Annotated in this window: 20 protein-coding genes; 9 read left to right on the forward strand and 11 right to left on the reverse strand. The window is 34.7% G+C overall.

The annotated features are described in order from the left end of the window. Positions 1-200: 200 nt before the first annotated feature. The 3 genes from B5X51_RS02350 (at position 201) to B5X51_RS02360 (ending at position 3,014) form a co-directional block, all read left to right on the forward strand. Entirely contained in the window at positions 201-893 is a 693-nt protein-coding gene (locus B5X51_RS02350; protein ID WP_245828689.1) for an ankyrin repeat domain-containing protein, read from the forward strand. Between the two features lie 7 nt (positions 894-900). Next, the gene (locus B5X51_RS02355) at positions 901-2,322 is read left to right on the forward strand and encodes an amidohydrolase family protein (RefSeq protein ID WP_079719252.1); all 1,422 of its coding nucleotides are present in this window, start codon (positions 901-903) and stop codon (positions 2,320-2,322) included. A gap of 74 nt (positions 2,323-2,396) precedes the next feature. Beyond that, positions 2,397-3,014, forward strand: coding sequence for a nucleoside deaminase (locus B5X51_RS02360; RefSeq protein WP_079719253.1), 618 nt, complete (start codon positions 2,397-2,399; stop codon positions 3,012-3,014). Between the two features lie 310 nt (positions 3,015-3,324). On the opposite strand, the gene B5X51_RS02365 is transcribed toward B5X51_RS02360, so the two are convergent. From B5X51_RS02365 to gyrA, 9 genes are all read right to left on the reverse strand, one after another. Further along, positions 3,325-3,771, reverse strand: coding sequence for a hypothetical protein (locus B5X51_RS02365; RefSeq protein ID WP_079719254.1), 447 nt, complete (start codon positions 3,769-3,771; stop codon positions 3,325-3,327). Positions 3,772-3,865: 94 nt separating this feature from the next. After that, positions 3,866-4,567 (reverse strand): transglutaminase-like domain-containing protein, encoded by a 702-nt coding sequence (locus tag B5X51_RS02370; protein WP_079719255.1) that lies wholly within the window; start codon positions 4,565-4,567, stop codon positions 3,866-3,868. 125 nt (positions 4,568-4,692) lie between these two features. Continuing rightward, entirely contained in the window at positions 4,693-5,424 is a 732-nt protein-coding gene (locus B5X51_RS02375) for a helix-turn-helix domain-containing protein (protein WP_079719256.1), read from the reverse strand. Positions 5,425-5,611: 187 nt separating this feature from the next. Beyond that, positions 5,612-5,821, reverse strand: a complete 210-nt coding sequence (locus B5X51_RS02380) for a hypothetical protein (RefSeq protein ID WP_079719257.1) — start codon at positions 5,819-5,821, stop codon at positions 5,612-5,614. A gap of 450 nt (positions 5,822-6,271) precedes the next feature. Then, positions 6,272-7,321 carry a M16 family metallopeptidase gene (locus tag B5X51_RS02385; RefSeq protein ID WP_079719258.1) on the reverse strand — a complete coding sequence of 350 codons (1,050 nt, stop codon included), beginning with the start codon at positions 7,319-7,321 and terminating at the stop codon, positions 6,272-6,274. Positions 7,322-7,634: 313 nt separating this feature from the next. Then, a complete protein-coding gene (locus B5X51_RS02390) occupies positions 7,635-8,054 on the reverse strand; it encodes a response regulator (RefSeq protein WP_079719259.1) in 420 nt (139 codons plus the stop codon). Further along, positions 8,041-10,074: a PAS domain S-box protein gene (locus B5X51_RS02395; RefSeq protein ID WP_079719260.1), complete on the reverse strand. Its 2,034-nt coding sequence runs from the start codon at positions 10,072-10,074 to the stop codon at positions 8,041-8,043. Before B5X51_RS02395 ends, B5X51_RS02390 begins: the two co-directional genes overlap by 14 nt. A 479-nt stretch (positions 10,075-10,553) precedes the next feature. Next, entirely contained in the window at positions 10,554-11,795 is a 1,242-nt protein-coding gene (locus B5X51_RS02400; RefSeq protein ID WP_079719261.1) for a tetratricopeptide repeat protein, read from the reverse strand. 22 nt (positions 11,796-11,817) lie between these two features. After that, positions 11,818-14,349, reverse strand: a complete 2,532-nt coding sequence (gene gyrA, locus B5X51_RS02405) for a DNA gyrase subunit A (RefSeq protein ID WP_079719262.1) — start codon at positions 14,347-14,349, stop codon at positions 11,818-11,820. A 250-nt stretch (positions 14,350-14,599) separates the two neighbouring features. Here gyrA and B5X51_RS02410 point away from each other — a divergent pair, with 250 nt between their 5' ends. Together B5X51_RS02410 and B5X51_RS02415 are read left to right on the forward strand one after the other, a co-directional pair. After that, complete coding sequence (locus B5X51_RS02410) at positions 14,600-17,161, forward strand: ATP-dependent Clp protease ATP-binding subunit (protein WP_079719263.1); 2,562 nt, start codon at positions 14,600-14,602, stop codon at positions 17,159-17,161. 117 nt (positions 17,162-17,278) lie between these two features. Next, entirely contained in the window at positions 17,279-17,653 is a 375-nt protein-coding gene (locus B5X51_RS02415) for a hypothetical protein (RefSeq protein WP_079719264.1), read from the forward strand. Here B5X51_RS02415 and hutH read toward each other — a convergent pair. Beyond that, entirely contained in the window at positions 17,650-19,158 is a 1,509-nt protein-coding gene (gene hutH, locus B5X51_RS02420; RefSeq protein ID WP_079719265.1) for a histidine ammonia-lyase, read from the reverse strand. The two genes, B5X51_RS02415 and hutH, sit on opposite strands and share 4 nt — an antisense overlap. Positions 19,159-19,404: 246 nt before the next feature. Then, positions 19,405-20,928 (reverse strand): NAD(P)H-hydrate dehydratase, encoded by a 1,524-nt coding sequence (locus B5X51_RS02425; protein WP_079719266.1) that lies wholly within the window; start codon positions 20,926-20,928, stop codon positions 19,405-19,407. Positions 20,929-21,330: 402 nt separating this feature from the next. On the opposite strand from B5X51_RS02425, the gene gcvT reads away from it, so the two are divergent. From gcvT to B5X51_RS02445, 4 genes are all read left to right on the forward strand, one after another. After that, on the forward strand, positions 21,331-22,413 hold the full coding sequence (gene gcvT / locus B5X51_RS02430) for a glycine cleavage system aminomethyltransferase GcvT (protein ID WP_079719267.1): 1,083 nt from the start codon (positions 21,331-21,333) through the stop codon (positions 22,411-22,413). A gap of 3 nt (positions 22,414-22,416) precedes the next feature. Further along, entirely contained in the window at positions 22,417-23,232 is an 816-nt protein-coding gene (locus B5X51_RS02435) for a sugar nucleotide-binding protein (protein ID WP_079719268.1), read from the forward strand. An 88-nt stretch (positions 23,233-23,320) separates the two neighbouring features. After that, positions 23,321-23,611 carry a 4a-hydroxytetrahydrobiopterin dehydratase gene (locus B5X51_RS02440; protein ID WP_079719269.1) on the forward strand — a complete coding sequence of 97 codons (291 nt, stop codon included), beginning with the start codon at positions 23,321-23,323 and terminating at the stop codon, positions 23,609-23,611. A 97-nt stretch (positions 23,612-23,708) separates the two neighbouring features. Then, the gene (locus B5X51_RS02445; RefSeq protein ID WP_079719270.1) at positions 23,709-24,428 is read left to right on the forward strand and encodes a YebC/PmpR family DNA-binding transcriptional regulator; all 720 of its coding nucleotides are present in this window, start codon (positions 23,709-23,711) and stop codon (positions 24,426-24,428) included. Positions 24,429-24,548 lie beyond the last annotated feature (120 nt).

Genomic DNA, 24,548 nt, shown 5'->3' on the forward strand with positions numbered 1-24,548 from the left:
ATCTTGTTTAGATACTGTCTTTTTGAAATTTAAAGTCTCGAGATACGAAGAATATAAAATACACATAGAGACCTATTTAGGATTGTAATTTATATTTAGAAAACTCAAATTCCAAAACGTTGACCTATATCAATGCTTTTTAAGCTCAGCAATGTCATATTTGTGCTTAAATTGAACAACTAAAAAATTATATGTGGTGTATGAAAAATATTTGTGTTGTTTTCTGTTTCATCGTATTGGGACTTTTAAATGTATTTGCTCAAAAACCAATAAATACCAATAATAAAATGGAAATGGAATTCATTAAAGCCGCTAAAACTAATGACACTGGAAAGCTCCAAAACTTCTTAAAAAAAGGCATTGATATAAATACCAGAGACGCTCATAAAAGAACAGCCTTAATGGTGGCAACTTATGAAAACAATATAGAATCATCTAAACTACTAATAAATGCTGGTGCCGATGTAAATGCACAAGATGATCGTTTGGAAAGCCCATTTCTTCACGCTGGAGCTAAAGGTTACCTCGAAATTCTTAAAGCCTGTCTCACTACTGGTAAAGTTGATCATATGCTGTTGAATCGCTATGGTGGCACTGCGCTTATCCCTGCATGCGAAAGAGGTCATATAGAAGTTGTGCAGGAATTATTAAAAATAGATGATTACCCCATAGATCATATAAATAACCTTACCTGGACTGCTTTAATGGAAGCTATTGTTCTTGGTAACGGTGGCAAAACACATACCTTCATTGTTCAACTATTGGTAGATGCTGGGTGTGATGTTAACATTCCAGACAAGAATGGTATCACTCCTTTTCAGCACGCCAAAAAAAACGGATATAAGGAAATTGTGGTTATTTTAGAAAAAGCCGGCGCCAAATTAAAAATATAATATAACTATGAAAACAATTTATTTATTTCTAATCGGTAGTTTGCTTATCACTTCCTGCCAACAGGAAAAAGAAACCAGAGCATTTGATATTCTTATCAAAGATGCTAATATCGTTAATACTACTACAGGCGAAGTTCTAAAAAGTCAGAACATAGGTATTATAGCTGACACCATTGCAAGAATAGCAGCTCTGGACCAGTCCATAAATTGGAAGGGAACTCAAATAGTTAATGCTAAAGATAAATATGTAATTCCCGGTTTATGGGATATGCATATCCATTTTGGAGCGGACACCCTGGTAAGTGAAAATAAAAATATGTTGCCACTCTACTTGGCAAATGGTGTCACCACCATAAGGGATTGTGCCGCAGATTTAAGTCAATCGGTCTTAAAATGGAGAAAACAAATTGACAATGGAGAACTTGCCGGGCCAACAATCTTTACTGCGGGACCAAAACTTGAAGGAAAAAATTCTATATGGCCAGGTGATTTAGAAATCGAAAATGAAGAAGAATTGAGCAAAGCTTTAGATTCCTTAGATAAACTTCAAGTAGATTTTGTAAAAATAACTGACAATACCTTGTCCCCCGAACTGTTTTTAAAAAGTGTTGAAAAAGCAACCGAAAGGGGTTATAAAACATCGGGACACATCCCTTTTGCACTATCAATTAATGAAGTATCAAAAGCCGGACTTACCACTATAGAGCATATGGGATATATGTTAAAGGCAGGTGCAGCAAAAGAATTAGAAGCTATTGAAAAATATAAAAATGGTGAGATAGATTATAGCACTGCAAATACTCAAATAACCCAAAGTTTTAATGAAACAACGGCCTTGAATAGGTATAAAGAACTGGCTCAAAACGGTACGGCCATCGTACCCACTTTAATTGGTAATAGAATAATCTCATATTGGGATGAGGATAACCATAGTGATGATAAAGAGTTACAATATATTGGCCCGGGAATTATAGAAACGTATCAATGGCGAGTAAACAGGGTGAAAAATGCATCACCAGAAGCTATAGAAGCAAGACATCAAAAATACCAAAAACTTATAAGTTTAATTCCCTTAATTAAAAAATCTGGTATGCCCATTATCGCAGGTACAGATGCTGGTTTTTTAAACTCTTATATTTACCCTGGCTTTGCCTTACACGAAGAACTGGAAATTTATCAAGAAGCAGGACTAACACCATTGGAAGCTCTACAAACTTCAGTTATCAACGGGCCTAAATATTTTGGGCTTTCAGATAAATACGGTAGTGTATCCGAAGGTAAAATAGCTGATTTATTGATCTTAAACAGCAATCCTATAAAGGATATTACAGCCACAAAAGATATTGACCAGTTAATAAAAAAAAACAAGGTTTATAATAAAAGTCAACTAGACAAAATGCTCCAAGATGTAAAACATCTTTATAATTAAACAAAAGCCTTTGTGCATTTATGATGCAAGGAAAAAAAATGAACTCTTGATGTTTGATTCTAAATAAAAAATCTATGAAAATATTCTCATTCACTTTAGGACTAATATTAACAAGTGGTATTGTATTTAGCCAATCTGAAGTTGACCAGAAGCCAACGAAGCATCAGCAAAACCAAAGTTTAATGTCCCATAGCAGTGCAGATTCAGATACAATATTTACACCAACCGATTTGAAGTTTTTAAAATATAGTTTGGATCTGGCAGAAGAAGCTTTGGAAGCTGGTGATCAACCATTTGGTTCTATTCTTGTTAATGCCGAAAATGATATTATAGCAGAAGCCAGAAACCGAATCAATGAAAAAAATGTATTGGCTCATCCAGAAATTGAACTCGCCGAATGGGCCATAGAAAATTTAAGTCTTGAAGAGCGGCAACAAACTAAAATGTACACAACTGGCGAGCATTGTCCAATGTGCGCTGGAGCTCATGCCTGGGCGCAGATAGGTGGACTTTATTATTTGAGTTCAGCCAAACAATTGGGTAAATGGTTAAATGAATTTGGTGTAGATTCTGCACCTATTGAATTTATTCCTGCTGAAGAAATAGTGAAAAATGCAATTATAAAAGGACCTACAAAAGGCGAAATGTTAATGGAGATTAAACAAATGCATAAAAGCTATTATCAAGATTGAAATATAAATAATCAGGAAGGGATTTTTTCAATAAAACATATTGAAAAAATCCCTCTTCAGATTATTATTAGATCTTTTTAAGTTGTCTATTTTTTGGCATAAAATCGAAAAGCGAACTTTTCATTGGTTAGAAAATTGGAGTAGAATAAAAGGTCTATCTATTCTCAAAAAGACCAATATTATTCCAAATTTCAGTAAAATATATCAACTCTTATAATCTAGTTAGCCCAGGAATGTTAAGCAGATTCAAAAAAAACAAATTGCTTACCGCTACTTACTCCCATTGAAATCCTATATATCATAATTTACCTTATTCAATTCTAATATATTTCTCAACAATATGTCTTTTAATATTAGCATCTTTAATTTCTTCCAAACCAAATTGAATTAAAGAATCACCTCTAAATTCTACGGTAAACGGAAAAGAATGTCCACGAATATCCGAAAACTTGATATAATCTAATTGTTCTACGTATTTATTACCATCCAAAGTATAAGTCCCAGCTCCTGAATAAAAGCTTTCATTATCCAACTTACTTTGATTCACAAAGGCGAAATGCGTTTCGTTAATAATCTTTATAAATTCAGAATTAGAAAGATCTTTTACTGTTACAGAATCTTCTTCCCGGGTCTCACCATATACTAGTTTCCAGGTGCCTACAATAGGTGATATTTCTGATACGTTTTCAATTTGCTTCTCATCTTTTTTACAGGAAATCAAGAATATTAAAACAATACCAATCAATAAATTTTTCATAAATATTTCTTCGAATAATTTTAAATAAGCGCCTAATTTAATAAAAAACCGAAGAGCTTTTTGACAAAATACTTGAACTAGCTATAGAATATAACTATTTACCCTCTCTTATTCTTTGTACATTCTTATTTATACTATGTCGTGCGATTTTTTGATATACGAAGTTTTTCAAAATTCCAAGTTTTTGTTGATGTTTTGCATAAAAATCATCTGGTGTTTCAAAAATTCCAAAATCTTGATTTATTCCCTTTTCTTGTATAAAAGTGTGATTCAAATTCCATTCGATTGGTGGATCTTCAAACTTATCTGTATACGCTCCATAACCACAAAAAGTAGTTTTACAATCCTTATTTCTTTCTTGTAATTTCTTTAAATATTCCTTGTCAAGAATTACACCTTCAAGAAAATACCAACTATCATTTACAAATACTTCTACCCAACTATGCAAAATATTTTTAGGAGAAATTGTATACCAAATTCCACTAATGGCACCTTTTTGCAATGCCTTATCAATTGTAAATCCATGAATTCTGTTTGGAATCTCTACAGCCCTTAAAAGAGCCATTAATAATGTGGCTTTTGTATTACATTGTCCATAACCATCTTCTAAGATTTTTGTTGCAGATATACTGTCAGATATATTATATCCAAATTTAATTTCATCCCTAACAAAATTATATATAGATTGAACTCTTTCAATAACATCCAACTTCAGCCACTCTTCGTCTTTGATTAACAATTGAATAGAACTGTGGTTGTAATTTAAAATTTCCGTTGCCTTTAGGTAATTGTCCATAGTGTTCTAGTTTGGTGAATTATCGCACTATGTTACTAATATGCCATAGCGAATAATGCGCATTCTTTGTTTTAATTATTGTACAAAGCTGCGAATCAACTCAAACTTAAAATTGTATAAACCGGCTATTGTTTTGGAAATAGAAATTTAGGTGTTTCACCAAATGTTTCTTTAAAAGTGCGTGTATAATGTGAACTATCAGAAAAGCCAAAGGTATAAGCTGTTTCGGTTACCGAATGCTGCATTAAATAGGGTAATGATTTTATTACTTTATTCCACAATTGGTATCTTCTAAAACTCAAATTCGTTTTTTCTTTGAATAAATGCAAGAAACGGGTGGCCGATAAAAAGCATTTTTCAGAAACTTCTTCTAAACTCAAAACTCTTTCAAAGTTATCGTCCATATACTTTAAAGCCGTAAGTATCCTATTATCTTTAAAATGACGTTCTGATTCACAAGCACATTTATAATTATATAAAATGTTTGAAACCACAGTGCATAGGCTTTCAAATGTCACTTTAGAAGATTCAAATTTTAGTAGTATAGCTATTAATTCTTTCGATAGGCTATTTTCTAGTTTTACAAAGTCTAATTTTTGGTTAGTTAAATAGAATTGGTGACCAGTGGAGTTCAATGGATTAATAAGAATTGTTAGTTGGTTGTTTTCACTCTTTAATCTGTGCGCTACTTTAGAGTTTAAAAAAAATGCATTACCAGAAATTTCTGTTCCATTTTTTATTAAAAGACTCATGTTTGAATTTCCTGAAACACTTATTTGCATAGCATAATGTTTATGAAAATTATTATCAGGGAGTTTCCCAATAAATAGCCCAAAATTTCTATCAAAGTGAAACATGCTATTCGTGTTTGGTTAAATCTGCAGTGTTTTTACACAGAATATGGTAAAAAAATAAAAGGTCTTTGGGTAATAATACAGACTCAACGCAGGGCTAAGATCAAGTATATCATGCTTCTATATAAAAATAAGATTCCTCTGGGTTGACCCAGAGGAATTAAAAAATTAGAAGATTATTTTATAGCTTCTATTCGAGACCTGGAATATCTTTCATTTTTCCGTTTTCAGATTTACCTAAAACAATAACTTCTTTGCTCTCTCTATATTCCTCGATTGCCAGTAGTAATTGCTCTTTAGTATCCCTTCGAATTTTTATTCCGGTTCGTTGGTTTTTATTACGGACTTCAATATAATATCCATCTCTTAAATCTTTAGGTTTCGTGGAAGGTCTTCCCATAATTAATGTTTAAATATACTATAGTGTTTTCTCTAAATATTTCTCTATTTGTCTAGATTAACAAGACAAATCAAAAAAATAAGGAGTGTAATTGTTTTTTTATTATTTAATCTCTCCAAATTATTGTTAAAGAATATCATAAGTTGAAATTCTCTTAATTAAAGTTTTTGATTTTTAAAAATTCCAGACTTTCCAGGTTTTTGAGCCTTGATCTAATCTCATAAATTTCCAGTTGGACAAAATAAGGAAAATAAACTTTAAAACCTACTCTTAATTTATACTTCTAAACGCTAAATATAAGAATTATATAAATTGTTCAAAATAATAGAACATCAATAAATATGCCCCACTCATATTTTGACAGATAAACCATATAAAAATAATCTCTCAAAATCCAAAAAGGCTACCGGTTACCCGATAGCCTTTGGCTAATACAAACCGATTTTAAAGTTAATCAGTTGCTTCCTGGTATTTTTCAGGTAATAAAATGAATTGAGAATAATTAGCTTCTGTTAAATATTCCTTTGCAAGTTCCTGAAGTTCATCTGAATTTAATTCGTCTGCAAAAGCATTAAAATCCGGGATGCTAGAAGGATCAAGGTCATACCTATAAGCTTCTTTAAGTTTCATAGACCAGTAACTATTGTAATCTAAACCTTCTTTTCCACTTAAGCGCAAGGCTTCTTTAACCTTATGCAAATCTGTTTCAGTTACTCCTTCTTTTTTAATCTTATCTAATTCTGCGTGTACCGCTTTAATAAGTTCTTCTACATCATCTGGAGATGTTGTAAAATCTATACTATGCCGATACCAGTTATAAGGTATTTCACTGGCATATGAAGGGACTCTAACACCGTAAACGCCTCCCCTATTCTCTCTTAATTCTTCATATAGTCTAAGCCTTATCACGTGAGACAATGCACTTAGTAAATCTTTTTTTCTAATAGAGAAATCAAATTCACCAGTATATCTAAGATGTACTTCTGCCTTATCTTCCTGGCCCTTATAAAATGTTTCGTTATTTCCCTGGGTATAACGCAATTTAATGTCTTTGCTTTTTTGCTTTATATTCCCTGACGGTAAGCTAGCAAGATAGGTTTCTACATAAGGTTTTATAGCATCCAGCTCAAAATTTCCAACAATAAAAAAGGTAAAACCTTTGGCAGAAGCAAAACGTTTTTTATAAAAATCGTAAGCTTTATCCAAATCTAATTCCTCCTTAACTTGTTTTGATTCTACCGGAGTAGCCCTAAGATGATTATCAGTCATTTTGACAGCTATTTTTTTACGGAAATAGCTATATGGATTAAGTTCATTGTTTTTATATGCTGAAACCCTTCTGTCTTTGAAAACTGAAAAAGCAGCTTCATCTTTATTAGGACTGGTGAAAGAAAGATGTGTCATCTTTAACATCGTTTCAAAATCTCTTGTTGAGCTCTCTCCAGAGATTAATTCTTCATAAAAATTGATATAACTTTTAACTGAGGCGGTTTTCCCCATATTCAGCTTTCTTATTTATAAGTAAAACTTCTCTGTACCAAGCCCTAAAATTATTTGGAAGAAACACATTTTAGAACTCTATATTTCTTTACTGATGAGTCAAACCTCGAGGCATTAAATCTCGATTATCGAATAAATTACCTCGTAATAAGACCATGAGGCATTAAATGAGAAAAAAATAGATATAGGGCAGCTTTGAGAGTATTTAAATCTCGATTATCGAGTAAACCTCACCCCTAATCTCAAAGCAATTATGATAAAAATTTAGCTAAGCAAACCCTAAGATATTTGAGCCCAAATTATTAATATTAGGTTAGTCCTGATTATTTGCTATTTCTTTATCCATTTCATCCAGTAATTCTACCAAAGTTTCTAATTTTATAGGCTTAACCACGTAATTATTCACATTATTAAAATGCCTGGCTTTCTCTCTATCTACCTCGCTTATACTACTGGTAAGAATATAAATAGTGATTTTAGATTCAAGTGGAATTCCTTTAAATTTTTCTAAAAATTGCCAACCGTCCCAAATAGGCATATTTAAATCTAAAAGAATTAGTTCGGGGAGAATTTCTCCAGCTGTAAAGATAGCCTTAAGCTTGTCGTAGGCTTCTTTACCGTTCTGGCAAATCATAATATTTTCAATTCTCCCGGTCATTTCCAGATACTTTTTGGAAAGGAAAATATGAATTGGATCATCCTCAATTAGGCAAGCTAAATTAATTTTTTTCATAAGGTAATTTTACTGTAAATTTTGTTCCTACATCTACTTTACTTTCCACTTCAATCTTACCATCCATAGTTTCAACTTGATTTTTGGTAAGAAATAAGCCAATTCCGCGTGCATCTTTGTGATCATGAAAGGTTTTGTACATTTTAAAAAGACGATCTCCATGCAAATTCAAATCTATTCCTAAGCCATTATCTTCAAAAGTAATATTAATTGTTTGAGCAATATGGTCTTTCTTAGCCTCTATATGAATATAGCTTTCCCTATTTGCCGATTTATATTTAATCCCATTGGTGATAAAATTAATAACAATACTCTCAATGTAAGATCTTAAACCATAAATCTCAAGATCTTCGGGAATATTTGCTTGAATGCATACATTTTCTGACTCCAATTGTGCATAAACACTCTCAATCATTCTTGAAACTGTGGTTTTTAAATTCACCAACTGAAAATTTTGTTGGCCAGATATATTAACCTCTACAATTTCATTTAAATCCTGTATAGTTGTGTCTAAATTTCTAGAAGCATTTTTTAAATGTTTAAAAGATTCATCTTCATTAAGCGACTTATGTGAATCCAGAAGAAATTCTAACAATAAAGAAATACCACTGGAGTGCGATCTTAAATTATGTGAAACAATATGGGCGAAATTTTTAAGTCTTTCATTTTGATTTTCCGTAATATTAAGAAGCTTTTGAATACGTCCAAGTCTTTCCTCCTTTACCTTTTCTTCTTGTTTTCTTTCAGAAATATCTTCTACGAAGCTCCAAATTCTTTTTTTTCCAGTTGCATCATAAGTTAGCACACCCTTTAACAAAACTGGATATCTGGTTCCATCACTTTTAATATATTCTTTTTCATAAGGACCATAAAATCCAACTTTGTCCAATTGCTTTATTTGTTCTGCCTCAGAATTTGCATATTCTTCTGGAGTAAGATCCCAATAACTCAAATTTATAAACTCTTTTTTACTATACCCGGTAGGCGCTACTAATTTTGAATTAACCTCTAAAAATTTACCGGTTTCATAATCGTTTAAAGCAATCCCAAGTGGAGAAAGTTGATATAATGCATCTAATAAATTTTGGCGATATAAGGTTTCAAATTCTTTTTCTTTTTTTATGGTAACATCTTGATGTAAGCCATACATCTTGATGGGCTTATTCTTTCTCCCCCAGGTAAAAACTTTTCCCTGACTGGAAATCCATATCCATTTGCCGGTTTGATGCTTAAATCGGAATTCACAACTAAATATCTTTTCATCACCATTAAAGTGATCTTTAAGTCTTTGCTGCACCATTCCTATATCTTCTGGATGTACAAGGCTTTCCCAGTATTCTATTCCCTTACCTTTAAAGTAAGCTTGCTCGTATCCCGAAAGTTTTTGCCATACATTGTTAAACACCAGTTTATCTTTTTTAATGCTCCATTCAAAAGTTGCAGTCTCTGTGCCTTCGGTGACGTACTGGTATTTCTTCCGCTCCTGGATTAAATTATCATTTAATCGCTCCAACTCTACTGTTTTACGCTTTAATTCTAAAGATTTCATTACTTGCTCAGAAAGCTTTTTAAGCCTTTCCTGTTGTAAACTTGATAATTTGCCAGGTTTGCTATCTACAGCACACAAAGTTCCCACGGCAAACCCCTTCTCGTTAATAAGAGGAACTCCAGAATAAAAAATTACGGGATTCTCACCTTTTACGAAAGAGTTGTTCTTAAATCGTTCATCCTCTCTGGCATCTTCAACAATAGTTACTCCATTTAAGTTTGCAATTGTATGATTACAAAAAGTAAATTCCCTTGGGAACTCTCGTACCTCCAACTCCATCCCATGAGAGGCTTTAATCCATTGGGTATCTTGGGCTATTAGTGAAACCAGGGCACTTTTGGTTTTACAAATTTCAGCCGCCATAGAACTAAGAAAGTTTAAATCTTCTTCATTAATATTTGTAGATAAATTATATCGGCTTACTTCTTTAACACGTTGGGGATCGCAATTAAATAAAATATTTGTACTCATAGAGATTGTAGGATTTGGAGGCAATAATATATTAATATAAAATAAGTTCTAAAAATAAACAGTTTCTAATTATTAACAGAATAAATAAACCTTAAGTGTTTTTTAATAATCAATTTAGATTTTCTCTACTATAACAATTTAGCCATCAATCTAATAGCTTAACCACTTTTTTAAAATTTAATTAAATAGACTTGTTCTTCTAAAAATCATCTGTAATAATTCTATTACGCTTCACATTAAAAGAATGACTTTAGCTTATTAATGCTTCAAAATTGAAAAAACAATAAACTACTTCTAGCCCAAACTTCAAAATAGTTAAATATCGATTATCCTATAAATTATCTTTCAACAAGGTTTATGGGCAATAAAAAACAATCTTCAGCAATACTAGCTTAATACAGCGTAAAAATGATATATACTAAGGCATAAAAAAACCACCGGAGAACCGGTGGTTTATAGATATTTTATTTAGAGTTTTATTACTCCAATCTAGCTTTAAGTGTTGCAGCCTTATCTTCTTCACCCAATTGGTTGTAGATATTAATAGCTGTTCTTATCACATTTACGTTTTCTGGATCTGCCTCAATTACTTTTTCAAGATATGGAACAGCTTGTTTGTAAATCTCCTCACGTTCTGCTTCAAGTTCTTCATAACGCTTGTTATCTTCCTTACTCATTCCAAGCCCATTCATTTCATCAATAATACCACGCTCTTTTGCGAGGATAGCAACAACTATATTCATTCTTGCATTGGTCATCTCTGGATCAATTTCAAGGGCTTTCTTATAATACTCAATAGCTTTTTCATTATCTCCTAATTCAGCTGCAGTTACACCAAGGTTGTAATATATATTTGGGTCGTTAGGGTTTTTCTTCACCATTTCCTGCATCAACTCATTATACTTCTCTTTATCACCCATTCGGTAATAAACATCAGCTTCAGCTTGCAATAATGCTACATTGTCAGGGTTTTCATCTTTAGCATCTTTAATCGCATCAATCGCTTTCTTGTCTTCACCTTCCTGGATATAGATTAAAGCAATGTTTTTAGCAATCTCTCCTTTCTTAGAAGGAATTTTACGATCCTCTGGATTTTCATACTCTCCCGTCTTAAGCATTATTTCTCTCTGCTCTTTAGTACTCATTATCTCTTCTTCACCAGTTTCTACATTGGTGGCAAGATATTCTACACCAGAACCATCAAAACCTAATTCCTTTAGATCTTTATAATATTCTAATGCTGTAGTATAGTCCTGTGCATTTAAAGAGTTAGCGGCAGCATAATACAAATAAAGTGTATCTTGCTTATTTAATTGATAGCTATAGTAAAGCTTGTCTGATGCGCCTTTATAATCTTCTGTGTTTTGATCATTAATAGCACTTTGTACTAATGCATTTCTAACCTGATCAAATCCCTGCACAGCTTCATCTTCGTTACCTAAATCTTGGGCTTTCTTAAAAGCTTCAGCAGCGACTTCCAGGTCTTCAAGAGAAGCATTTTCTCCACTTCCCAGATATGCCTGACCTTTATAAAGATAGAATCTCTCTGTCCACTTTTCATTAGCTTCAGAAAGCATAGATTCAGCGGTTTGTAATTGAGTTTTAGCTTCTGCGTATTTGCCATCTTCTACGGCATCTCCCGCATCTCTAATTTCACTTTTTTGTGCGACGGCAGCCATCGATAATAATGACAAGGCTACAGTAAAAATATTAGTTTTCATCTTGTTTTGGTTTTTATTTTAGTTATTCTTCACTATCGTCTACAATAGTTGTGCCATTAGGGTTTTCCTCAGCATCTTCAACCTTTTCCGGGGCATCCATGAGCTCTACATCATCTTCATCATGCATTACTTTTGCTACTGCTGCAATGGCATCATTCCCTTTAAGATTAATTAATCTAACCCCTTGAGTTGCACGCCCCATAACTCTAAGGTTAGAAACTTCCATTCTTATTACAATTCCAGATTTGTTGATAATCATAATATCTTCCTCATCTGATACATTTTTAATCGCGACAAGACTTCCGGTTTTTTCGGTAATAGATATTGTTTTAACTCCTTTTCCGCCACGGTTTGTGATTCTATAGTCTTCAAGACTTGATCTTTTTCCGTATCCATTTTCAGAGACTACTAAAATATCAGAATTAAAATCTTCAACCGAAATCATTCCTACCACTTCGTCTTTATCATCGGCAAGGGTAATCCCTCTTACACCTGAAGCGTTTCTTCCCATTGGCCTGGTTTTTCCTTCTTCAAACCTAATGGCTTTACCACTTCTTACCGCAAGCATAACCTGGCTATCACCGTTGGTTAACTTTGCTTCAAGTAATTCATCATCTTCCTTAATAGTAATAGCATTTATACCATTAGTTCTGGGTCTTGAATATTGCTCTAAAGAAGTTTTCTTCACCTGGCCTTTTTTGGTGGCCATAATCACATAATGTTTATTAATGTACTCTTCATCTTTAAGATCTTGTGTACATATAAATGCTTTTACGCGATCATCTGGATCTATATTAATAAGGTTTTGGATGGCTCTACCTTTAGAAGCTTTACTACCTTCCGGAATTTCGTAAACCCGCATCCAGAAACATTTCCCTTTTTGAGTAAAGAACAACATATACTGATGGTTGGTTCCCGCAAAAAGGTATTCAAGGAAATCTTCATTTCTTGTATTGGAACCTTTTTGACCAACTCCTCCTCTATTTTGGGTTTTGTATTCGTTTAGTGAAGTCCTTTTAATATAACCAGCGTGAGATATGGTAATTACCACTTGCTCATCTGGAATCATATCTTCTATACTTAAATCACCACCCGAATATTCAATGGTAGAACGTCTTTCGTCTCCGTATTTCTCTTTAATCTCAAGAAGTTCATCCTTAATAACCTGCATTCTTCGTTCCTTTCTTGCAAGGATATCTTTAAGATCTTCTATAGTTGCCATTATCTCGTCATACTCAGCACGCAGTTTGTCCTGCTCAAGTCCTGTAAGCTGGCGTAATCGCATTTCTACAATGGCCTTTGCCTGAATTTCAGTAAGCTCAAAACGTTCTATTAACTTGTTTCGGGCTTCTTCTGCATTACTTGAAGAACGAATTAATGCAATAACTTCATCTATATTATCTGAAGCGATAATTAAACCTTCCAGGATATGAGCGCGATCTTCAGCCTTTTTAAGCTCATATTCTGTTCTCCTTACTACAACTTCGTGCCTGTGCTCAATAAAATGATAAATGATATCCTTTAAATTAAGCATCTCTGGTCTTCCTTTTACCAGCGCAATATTATTTACACTAAAAGAAGTTTGTAAAGCTGTATGTTTATAAAGGGTATTTAAAACGATATTCGGAATTGCATCTCGTTTCAATTGATAAACGATACGCATTCCATTTCTATCAGATTCATCTCTAATAAGACTAATCCCTTCAATTTTCTTTTCGTTAACAAGATCTGCAGTTTTCTTGATCATATCTGCCTTGTTCACCTGGTAAGGGATTTCGGTAACCACGAGAAACTCTTTTCCGTTGATCTCTTCTAAGGATGATTTAGCACGCATAACAATACGGCCTCTTCCTGTTTTAAAAGCTTCTCGAACTCCATCGTAACCGTAAATTATTCCTCCGGTTGGAAAATCGGGAGCTTTAATATGCTCCATAAGCTCTTCAATCTCGATATCGTGATTATCTATATAAGCAACAGTGCCATCAATTACTTCAGAAATATTATGGGGAGCCATGTTAGTTGCCATACCTACCGCGATACCACTGGCACCATTTACAAGAAGGTTGGGAATACGTGTTGGAAGCACTACGGGCTCATTTAAGGAATCATCAAAGTTTAGCTGAGTATCTACCGTCTCCTTGTCGATATCAGCAAGCATATCTTCACTAATTTTACGCATCCTGGCCTCGGTATAACGCATCGCTGCCGGACTATCACCATCTACAGATCCAAAGTTACCCTGGCCATCAACAAGCATGTACCTCATACTCCAATGCTGGGCCATTCTAACCATGGTATCATAAACCGAAGAATCTCCGTGCGGGTGAAACTTACCTAATACTTCCCCAACAATCCTGGCAGATTTTTTATACGAACGGTTGGAAAGTACCCCAAGTTCATACATTCCATATAAAACCCGGCGATGCACCGGCTTTAAGCCGTCACGAACATCTGGTAAAGCACGTGACACAATGACCGACATTGAATAATCAATGTAAGCCGATTTCATTTCATCTTCAATATTTATAGGAATAAGCTTTTCTCCTTCAGCCATATTGTAAAGTTTATTTTAGTTCTAAAATCTAACGTGCCAATTTACGTATTTTATAGAAGCCGAAGCCCTATTTGGCGTATTGTTTAACCAGATTTTATTAACAAAAAATTAGTGTGCTATCGTTAATAAGTTCCTTATTTTACCCTTTGATTATTGAAAGTAATTTTGTCAATTAGCTAATATCATAGGATTAGGTACAATTTTTGAAAGTTTAGTACTGAATAAATCATAGAGAGAAAGGAAGATAAAGATGGATGATAATTTTTCACCAAGAGTAAAAGATGTAATCGCGTACAGCAAAGAAGAAGCATTACGTTTAGGCCACGATTTTATTGGTACTGAACATCTTATGCTTGGTTTGCTTAGAGACGGAGATGGCAAGGCTATAGATATCTTAAATGCATTAGATATAGATTTAAGTCATTTAAGACGTAAAGTAGAAATACTTAGTCCAGCCAATCCAGAATCTACCGTGATTTCTAACGAGAAAAGGAATTTACACCTTACTCGCCAGGCCGAAAGAGCCTTAAAAACAACCTTTTTAGAAGCCAAGCTTTTTCAAAGTTCCAATATTAACACAGCTCATTTACTGCTTTGCATTTTGAGAAACGAAAACGACCCTACCACCAAACTGCTTAATAAACTTAAGGTAGATTACGATGGGGTTAAAGATCAGTTTAAATATATGACTGCAAGCGATGAAAATGATTTCCAGGATAGCCCAACGGCAGAGTCATTTTCTGATGATGATAGCGGTACAGATGACGCCACAAAAGACAATCCGTTTAGCGGAAGTGGCAGTGGACCAGGAAAAACTTCTAAAAAATCTAAAACACCTGTTTTAGATAATTTTGGAAGGGATCTAACCGCCATGGCCGAAAACGATAAGCTCGATCCTGTAGTTGGTCGTGAAAAAGAGATTGAAAGAGTTTCGCAGATTCTAAGTAGGAGAAAGAAAAACAATCCGTTATTAATTGGTGAACCTGGCGTTGGTAAATCGGCTATAGCTGAAGGTTTAGCCCTTAGAATTGTACAGCGTAAAGTTTCAAGAATACTCTTTGATAAACGCGTAGTCACTTTAGACCTAGCCAGTTTAGTGGCAGGAACTAAGTATCGAGGCCAGTTTGAAGAACGTATGAAAGCCGTAATGAATGAGCTAGAAAAGAATGATGATATTATTCTTTTTATAGATGAAATTCACACCATTGTTGGTGCCGGCGGTGCTACAGGAAGTCTTGATGCGAGCAATATGTTTAAACCTGCATTAGCCAGGGGTGAAATTCAATGTATTGGTGCCACCACTTTAGATGAATACCGCCAATATATTGAAAAAGATGGCGCTCTGGAAAGAAGATTCCAAAAGGTTATTGTTGAGCCTACTACGGTAGAGGAAACTATAGAGATCCTTAATAACATAAAAGATAAATACGAAGAGCACCACAACGTTTCTTATACCGATGAAGCGATAGAGGCCTGCGTTAAATTAACCAACAGATATCTAACCGATAGGTTTTTACCAGATAAAGCTATAGATGCTTTAGATGAAGCAGGATCTCGTGTGCATATTACCAATATAGATGTTCCGAAACAAATTCTGGACCTGGAGCGTAAACTGGAAGAAGTACGAATAAATAAAAACTCGGTTGTTAAAAAGCAGAAATACGAAGAAGCTGCAAAACTTAGAGACGACGAGAAAAATCTTGAAAAAGAACTTCAGATAGCACAAGAAAAATGGGAAGAGGAATCCAAGAAGCATAAAGAAACCGTAGACGAAGATAGCGTTGCAGATGTGGTTTCTATGATGACCGGGGTTCCTGTAAACCGAATTGCCCAAACTGAAAGCAATAAATTGGTTGAACTTCCTAAAAAAATAAAAGGAAAAGTGATTGGCCAGGATGATGCGGTTGGCAAAGTGGTAAAAGCCATTCAAAGAAACCGTGCAGGGCTTAAAGATCCTAACAAACCAATTGGCTCGTTTATATTTTTAGGCCAAACCGGTGTGGGTAAAACACAGTTAGCAAAAGTTTTAGCGAGAGAATTATTTGACAATGACGATTCACTTATTCGAATAGATATGAGTGAATATATGGAGAAGTTCGCTATATCAAGATTAATTGGAGCACCTCCCGGATACGTAGGTTACGAGGAAGGTGGGCAACTAACTGAAAAGGTTCGTAGAAAGCCTTATGCTGTAATCCTGCTTGACGAGGTTGAAAAAGCACACCCCGATGTATTTAATATGCTGCTTCAGGTGTTGGATGACGGGTATTTAACCGATAGCCTGGGGAGAAAAATAGATTTTAGAAATACTATTATTATCATGACCTCCAATATTGGAGCAAGGAAATTAAAAGATTTTGGACAGGGAGTTGGATTTGGAACCTCTTCACAACGTTCTCAAGCCGATGAAAATGCCAGAGGCGTGATCGAAAACGCACTTAAAAAAGCATTTGCGCCAGAATTTCTAAATAGAATTGATGATGTAGTAATCTTCAACAGTCTTGAGCGGGAAGACATTCACAAAATTATTGATATTGAATTAGTTAAATTATTCAGTAGGATTGGAAGCCTTGGTTACAGCCTGACTTTAAGTGATAAGGCAAAAGATTTTATCGCTGAAAAAGGGTTTGATAAGCAATATGGCGCAAGGCCTTTAAATAGAGCTATTCAAAAATATATTGAAGACGCCCTGGCCGAAGAAATTATTACTGCAAAATTAAAAGAAGGTGATAAAATTTTTATGGATCTTGATGAAGAGAAAAACGAATTAACCATAAAGATTGATAAAAAAATTGAAGAAACGAAATCTTAGATTTTTAAAGGGTTTTTAATTTTATAAGAGGCTATTTGAGGATTTAATTTCAAATAGCCTTTTTTTATTAAAGTTGCTGAAATATATTAAATTTGCAACGAATTAATCCCTACATTAATGACTACAGAAACAATGGAATTGGAATTTGGGCAGGTGCACATTTTCCAAAACATTCTAATCGCCGAATTAAACGAAGGCGTACTTTTCAATGCAAACAAAAACTCAGAATTATTAAGGATTGCTAACGAGCTTTTTGAGAACAGACCTTATGGATACATTTCTTTACGAAAAAACTCTTATGCCGTAGATCCTCTTGTTTATAGGGAGGCTGCCCTCGCAGAAAATTTAAAAGCTATTGCCGTAGTAAGCGAAAACGAGCTGATTAAGTTGAACGCGCATAACGTAGAACGTCAATTCTACAAAGATTCCGGTTCATTTGAGGTATTCGATAACTTAGATGAAGCGATTAACTGGATTCAATTCAGGATCTAATCGAATATATTTTCGGTAAATGTAAAATTATTAAGAAATAGTTTTGAAGCTTGTATATGGGGCGCCATCGTAACATCGGTATGCAATATTGGTACTACGGCTCTAAATTCAGCTAAAACATCACTTAACATCCCTGAGGTTTTTGCAGGTTCTCTAAAGTGCATCGCTTGCGAAGCATTAAAAAGTTCTATAGCCAAAACACTATTTAAATTCTCCACTACTTTTAGAAGTTTTGTAGCACCGTTTGCACCCATACTTACATGATCTTCCTGCCCATTAGAAGAAACTATAGAATCTACCGAGGCAGGAACGGCAAGTTGTTTATTCTGGCTTACAATACTTGCAGCCGTGTACTGCGGAATCATAAACCCACTATTCAACCCCGGATTTTCTACTAAAAATGCCGGTAATCCACGCAGACCTGAAACTAATTGATAAGTTCTCCTTTCTGAAATATTAGCAAGCTCTGCCATTGCTATAGCCAAATAATCCAGTGCTAACGCCAATGGCTGGCCGTGAAAATTCCCGCCGGAAATAATCTTATCCTCTTCAATAAAAATATTGGGATTATCGGTAACCGAATTGATTTCGGTTTTAATTGTTTTTCTTACAAAACTTAAAGTGTCTTTACTCGCCCCATGAACCTGTGGAATACACCTAAAACTATAAGGATCCTGTACATTATCTTTTTCACTTTTAGCTATTTGGCTATCTGCTAAAAACCTACGAATACGTTCAGCCGTTTTCACCTGCCCCCTATGTGGTCTCGCTAAATGAACCAATTCATCAAAAGGTGATAAATTACAATCAAAAGCGTCTATAGAGACTGATCCAATAAGATCGGCCAGGTAAGATAATTTAAACGATTTAAGCAAAGCGTAAACCCCGTGCGCACTCATAAACTGCGTACCGTTAAGCAAAGCTAAACCTTCTTTAGACTGCAGTTTTAAAGCTTCCCAATTCTGAATTCTCAATAAATCTTCTCCACTTATAATCCTATCTTCAAAGTAAACTTCCCCTTCACCAATTAAAGGCAAAGCTAAATGCGCTAAAGGAGCAAGATCTCCAGAAGCACCCAGCGAACCCTGTTCGTAAACTACCGGTAAAATATCAAGATTATAAAAATCTATTAACCTCAACACAGTTTCCAATGCTATACCTGAATTCCCGTAGCTTAAAGATTGAATTTTAAGCAAAAGCATTAACCTCACAATCTCTTTATTCACTTTATCACCCGTACCACAAGCATGAGATTTAACCAAATTCTCCTGAAGTTCGGTTAATTTACCCGGACTTATCTTTACATTACATAAAGCTCCAAAACCGGTGTTTATACCATAAACCGGGACATCGCTTTCAGTGATTTTTTTATTTAAGTATTTTCTGGATTTCTGGATATTAGATTCAGCTTCCTCACTAAGCGCTAACTTTTTTCTATTCACCAAAATATCTTCAATAGTTTCCAAATCTAAAATAGCTGAACTGATATAATGATGAGATTGCATAAAGTATAATTTTTAGTAACGAAGGTTTTAATCTTAATCTATTGCAATCAAAATAATAGGAAGTCTAACTCCGTTTTTTTATAATTGCTTTTCATTTAAAAGGAAATAAGAATAAAGAAATTTTAGTTCCTTAGAATTCTCTCAATTTCTTCGTCAAAATTCATATTTAAACTAATGCAATCCAAATTTAAAGCATAATATTTAAGAATTTATCAAAAATAAGGCTTAAACAATTCTAAAAATAGCCTATCCCCTTTTCTCATCTTTCATTAAAGCCAAAAAAGCCGCTCCCAGCTCATCGCTAATATCGCCGGAAAGCATAGCTTCACAACCAAGCTTTTCAGCACAAATATCCCCTGAAAGCCCGTGTAAATAAACGCCTAAAATAGCCGCCACCAATGGCTCATATTTTTGTGACATTAAGCCCGCGATAATTCCCGACAGTACATCGCCACTTCCAGCGGTAGCCATACCCGGATTTCCGGAGTTATTGATATAAATATGCTTTCCGCTAAAAACAAAGCTATGAGCCCCTTTTAAAACCAGAATCACTTTATACTTTTTTGTAAAAGTTTCGATCTTTTTCATCTTATCAAAATCATCTTCCCACCCACCTATTAAGCGTTTAAGTTCTTTTGGATGAGGCGTTAAAACCGAGTTTTTAGGAAGTAATGCTAGCAATTCTTTATTTTCAGAAAGCATATTTAAACCGTCAGCGTCAATAAGCATAGAGCTTTTGGTTTGCTCCAACAAAGTTTTAAAAGCTTTCACCGTATTGGCCGATCTCCCTGCTCCCATTCCAAAACATATTACATCTGGGTCCAGATCGGTTTCTATATTTGTAAGTTCGTTAGCATCTTCATCGGTAATTACCATCGCTTCCGGCAGCGTGGTTTGCAAAATAGTATAACCGCAACTAGGTGAAAAAATACTGCACAAGCCTGCTCCGGCTCTTAAGCTTGCTCTGGCCGAAAGTGAAATGCTCCCTATTTTACCAAAACTGCCACCTACCACAAGACAATGCCCATAGTCTCCTTTGTGGGTATTTTTATTTCGAGGCTTATAAAGTTGCCTGGCTTCGCGTTTTCCAATTAATTGCGCAAGAGGCTTTACATCTTTTAAAAAGCTACGATCCAGGCCAATATCTAAAATTTGCACTTCCCCGGCAAAACCCATTGTTTCCGGCAGGTAAAAAACAATTTTTGGAGTTTGGAATGTTAGCGTATAATTTGCTTTGATCACTGCAGCATCTTCTGTTGGAACTTTATCCGGAAATAAGCCGGAAGGCATATCTACAGCCAAACAAAAAGCCCCAGACTGGTTAATATGTCTCAGTAATTCTGCAAGCCAACCTTCGGCAGGGCGGTTTAAACCAATTCCAAAAATAGCGTCTACCACAAAATCACCCGGGGAAATTTCAGGGAAATCCTCCTTTCTTTTTACCAACTCAGGCCAGCTATTGCTTTCCTTTTTATACCTATCATAATTCACCAAAAAATCATCAGAGCGTTTGTCACTATAATTCACTACGTAAACTTCAACTTTATAACCGTATTTATGAAGTAAACGGGCCACTACCAGTCCGTCGCCACCATTATTTCCAATTCCGCAGAAAATTTTGATATTGATATCTGCACCTTCCAGCCTTTCGTGAATCTCGTTAAAAACCAGGCTTGCGGCACGCTCCATTAATCGCGTGCTTGAAATCCCTTCGGTTTCCATTGTTATTTCATCGGCTTCTTTTAGTTGCTTTGCAGATAATATTTTCATAATTGGTTTGCTTGAAATTTACTCGATAATCGAGGTTTAATGATCCGAGGCTTGCCTCTAGCCCAAACTATTATTTTTATAAATGCCTCGTGGGTTTTCTTAGAGGTAGTTTACTTCCATAAAATTACAAATTAAAGCTTGAAAGCTTCTGTTTATGGGTTTAATCTAAACTTAAATTTTAGGGCTAACTGCAAATAATATCTAAATAGTATCCTATAGAAATCTTTGAATTCAGCAATAAACCTAAAACAAGTTTTGTTCAACTATAAGAAAGGCTTTATAATATAGATACTCGCTATGCCTTCACCTCTAAAACACAGTATTTCCTCATTCTTTATAAAAACCTCATTTTAATATTATATTCAAGCCGAAATCAATAAATTTGCGCAAATTTTAAACAAAATGAAAGAAGTTGCCCTAGCCGCCAGACATAAAGAACTTAATGCCAAAATGGTACCTTTTGCTGGTTACAATATGCCCGTTTCTTATGAAGGTGTTAATATTGAACATCATAATGTTCGGGAAAAATTAGGAGTTTTTGATGTTTCCCATATGGGAGAATTCCTCATCACCGGGGAGCACGCATTAGAGCTAATTCAAAAAATTACTACTAACGATGCTTCAAAAATGGTAGATGGGAAAGCACAATACACAGTGATGCCCAATGAAACCGGTGGGATTGTAGACGACTTAATTATTTACAGAATTAATTCTGAAAAGTATTTACTGGTAGTTAACGCTTCTAATATAGATAAAGACTGGAATTGGATTGCGCAACACAACACCATGGATGCGACAATGCGCGATATTTCTGATGAATATTCCCTATTGGCTATCCAGGGACCAAAAGCGGCAGAAGCTATGCAAACTTTAACCAATATAGATCTTTCTAATATGAAGTTCTACACTTTTGAAGTTGCTGAGTTTGCCGGAATTGACAAGGTAATTATTTCAGCTACGGGTTATACCGGCAGCGGCGGATTTGAAATTTATTTCAAAAACGAAGATGCCGAGCAAATTTGGGATCGTGTAATGGAAGCTGGAAAAAATTTTGGTATAAAACCAATTGGGCTTGCAGCGCGTGACACCCTAAGATTAGAGATGGGCTTTTGTCTTTATGGCAATGATATAGATGAAACTACTTCCCCAATTGAAGCAAAATTGGGCTGGGTTACTAAATTCACCAAAGACTTTATTAATTCTGAAGCTTTAAAAAAGGAAAAAGAAGAAGGTCCTAAGCGTAAGCTAATTGCGTTTGAATTGGAAGAACGTGGAATCCCGCGCCAGGGCTACGAAATTGAAGACGAAGATGGCAAGGTTATTGGCGAAGTAACATCTGGGACAATGTCTCCCTCTATGGAAAAAGGAATTGGTTTAGGTTATGTACCAACTGAAGTTGCTAAATTTGGCAACAAGATTTTTATAAAAGTTAGAAAGAAATCTATTCCGGCCATACAGGTGAAATTGCCCTTTTATAAAGGATAATTTTTGGAACGAATTTTAATTTTAGGAGCAAGCGGCTTTATAGGTAATGCCTTATATAAAGAGCTATGCTCCTTTTTTGATACCCACGGAACCTACCATACTTCAAACGCAGTTTTTGAAGAAAATCATCAGTTTCACCAATATGATATTGAAACTGAAAATATTGAAATACTGCTTCAAAATGTAAAACCTACGGTAATAATTTCTGCTGTTCGTGGAAATTTTGATGCGCAAATTATCGCCCATTTTGAAATCATAAACTACATCCTTAATCATAACTGTAAGCTGCTATTTATCTCCTCGGCCAACGTATTTGATGCCTTTACCAATTTCCCTTCTTACGAATATGATAAAACCTTATCCCAAAGCATTTATGGAAGATTTAAGATAAAGATTGAAAATGCTTTATTAAGACTGCCAAATCATAAATATAATATTTTACGTTTACCAATGGTTTTTGGCCATAATTCTCCAAGATTGAAACAAATTAAAACGCTTATTGATCTTGATGAAGCTATAGAGGTTTTTCCAAATGTGGTTATTAATGTGACTGAAATTGAAAAACTAACCCAGCAAATACATTATATTATCAATAGAAAAAAACAAGGAGTTTTTCATCTTGGCAGCACAGACCTTGTACATCAAAAAGACTTTATAGAAGAGGTTTGTGAAGTATTAGGCTATAAGAATTTAGTATTTAAAAATATCTACGATTCTAATTTCGACAGGTTTTTAGCCGTTTTACCAAAAGAAAATATACTCCCTAAAAATTTACAGATCTCGGTACACCAGGTTGCAAAGGCTTCTGTAAAGCAATAGTTGTTAATCTTGTACTAAAAGTAAATTAGATTAAGATTTCAGGCTTTAGTTGCTTAAATTTAAAGGACTAATCACAAAAACAGTTCTTATGAATAAGCTTAGCGAAGACGAAATCAATAAAAAACTGAAAAACCTGGAGGGCTGGATCTATAAAAACAATGCAATTCATACTTCTTTTCAATTTGCAAACTTTAAAGATGCCTTTACGGTAATGACGCGTATAGCTTTTGAAGCTGAAGCCCAACAACACCATCCTAACTGGGGAAATGTGTATAACGAATTGGAAATTTCCCTGTCAACTCACGATGCCGATGGAGTTACCGACAAAGATTTTAAACTGGCAAAAGCTATTGAAGAAATAGTAGAAGCATCGGCCTAAATTCAGGAAAAAAGAACTTTAAAATTTAAAGCTTCCAATTTTTAAATTGAATTGGAAGCTTTTTTCTATTTTTGTCTCAATTTTTTATTCAGAATAAATGGGAAGAGCATTTGAATTTAGAAAGGCGCGTAAGATGAAACGTTGGTCTGCAATGGCCAAAGCCTTTACCCGCATTGGAAAAGATATTGTGATGGCCGTTAAAGAAGGGGGTCCAGATCCAGATACCAACGCTAAATTAAGAGCAGTTATCCAAAACGCGAAAAGCGTTAATATGCCCAAAGATAATATTGAACGAGCCATTAAAAGGGCGAGCGATAAAAATCAGGGCGATTATAAAATTGTGCTTTTTGAAGGTTATGCACCCCACGGAATCGCCGTTCTGGTGGAAACCGCAACCGATAATAATAACCGTACTGTAGCCAATGTGAGGTCGCATTTTAATAAATGTGACGGCAACCTGGGAACTTCAGGATCGGTTGAATTTATGTTTGACCATACCTGTAACTTCCGATTAAATGCGGAAGGACTGGATGTGGAAGAACTGGAACTTGAGTTTATAGATTTTGGTGCCGAAGAAGTTTTTGAAGATGAAGATGGCATACACATTTACGCACCCTTTGAGTATTTTGGAGCCATTCAAAAAGAATTAGAAAATAGGGAGATTGAAATACTTTCATCAGGATTTGAAAGAATTCCGCAGGTAACAAAACCGCTTTCTTCAGAAGAAGCTGCAGATGTAGAAAAATTATTAGAAAAACTGGAAGAAGACGATGATGTACAAAATGTATATCACACCATGGAAGAAACCGAAGATTAATCACTTCAACCAATAGATATAAAAAAGCTGTTTGGAAGTAAACTACCTCGGGGCAAGCCCACGAGGCATTCGTTGAAACAAATTTTTAATTCTGAAGCAAGCGTCGGGGTATTACACCCT

Origin of the sequence: Salegentibacter holothuriorum (assembly GCF_900168045.1) — a bacterium.
GTDB classification, from domain to species: domain Bacteria; phylum Bacteroidota; class Bacteroidia; order Flavobacteriales; family Flavobacteriaceae; genus Salegentibacter; species Salegentibacter holothuriorum.

What these genes read in the sequence shown, in the direction of transcription:
- B5X51_RS02350 (WP_245828689.1), top strand. Translation starts at nt 201, where the DNA reads ATGAAAAATATTTGTGTTGTTTTCTGTTTCATCGTATTGGGACTTTTA.
- B5X51_RS02355 (WP_079719252.1), top strand. Translation starts at nt 901, where the DNA reads ATGAAAACAATTTATTTATTTCTAATCGGTAGTTTGCTTATCACTTCC.
- B5X51_RS02360 (WP_079719253.1), top strand. Translation starts at nt 2,397, where the DNA reads ATGAAAATATTCTCATTCACTTTAGGACTAATATTAACAAGTGGTATT.
- B5X51_RS02365 (WP_079719254.1), bottom strand. Translation starts at nt 3,771, where the DNA reads ATGAAAAATTTATTGATTGGTATTGTTTTAATATTCTTGATTTCCTGT.
- B5X51_RS02370 (WP_079719255.1), bottom strand. Translation starts at nt 4,567, where the DNA reads ATGGACAATTACCTAAAGGCAACGGAAATTTTAAATTACAACCACAGT.
- B5X51_RS02375 (WP_079719256.1), bottom strand. Translation starts at nt 5,424, where the DNA reads ATGTTTCACTTTGATAGAAATTTTGGGCTATTTATTGGGAAACTCCCT.
- B5X51_RS02380 (WP_079719257.1), bottom strand. Translation starts at nt 5,821, where the DNA reads ATGGGAAGACCTTCCACGAAACCTAAAGATTTAAGAGATGGATATTAT.
- B5X51_RS02385 (WP_079719258.1), bottom strand. Translation starts at nt 7,321, where the DNA reads ATGGGGAAAACCGCCTCAGTTAAAAGTTATATCAATTTTTATGAAGAA.
- B5X51_RS02390 (WP_079719259.1), bottom strand. Translation starts at nt 8,054, where the DNA reads ATGAAAAAAATTAATTTAGCTTGCCTAATTGAGGATGATCCAATTCAT.
- B5X51_RS02395 (WP_079719260.1), bottom strand. Translation starts at nt 10,074, where the DNA reads ATGAGTACAAATATTTTATTTAATTGCGATCCCCAACGTGTTAAAGAA.
- B5X51_RS02400 (WP_079719261.1), bottom strand. Translation starts at nt 11,795, where the DNA reads ATGAAAACTAATATTTTTACTGTAGCCTTGTCATTATTATCGATGGCT.
- gyrA (WP_079719262.1), bottom strand. Translation starts at nt 14,349, where the DNA reads ATGGCTGAAGGAGAAAAGCTTATTCCTATAAATATTGAAGATGAAATG.
- B5X51_RS02410 (WP_079719263.1), top strand. Translation starts at nt 14,600, where the DNA reads ATGGATGATAATTTTTCACCAAGAGTAAAAGATGTAATCGCGTACAGC.
- B5X51_RS02415 (WP_079719264.1), top strand. Translation starts at nt 17,279, where the DNA reads ATGACTACAGAAACAATGGAATTGGAATTTGGGCAGGTGCACATTTTC.
- hutH (WP_079719265.1), bottom strand. Translation starts at nt 19,158, where the DNA reads ATGCAATCTCATCATTATATCAGTTCAGCTATTTTAGATTTGGAAACT.
- B5X51_RS02425 (WP_079719266.1), bottom strand. Translation starts at nt 20,928, where the DNA reads ATGAAAATATTATCTGCAAAGCAACTAAAAGAAGCCGATGAAATAACA.
- gcvT (WP_079719267.1), top strand. Translation starts at nt 21,331, where the DNA reads ATGAAAGAAGTTGCCCTAGCCGCCAGACATAAAGAACTTAATGCCAAA.
- B5X51_RS02440 (WP_079719269.1), top strand. Translation starts at nt 23,321, where the DNA reads ATGAATAAGCTTAGCGAAGACGAAATCAATAAAAAACTGAAAAACCTG.
- B5X51_RS02445 (WP_079719270.1), top strand. Translation starts at nt 23,709, where the DNA reads ATGGGAAGAGCATTTGAATTTAGAAAGGCGCGTAAGATGAAACGTTGG.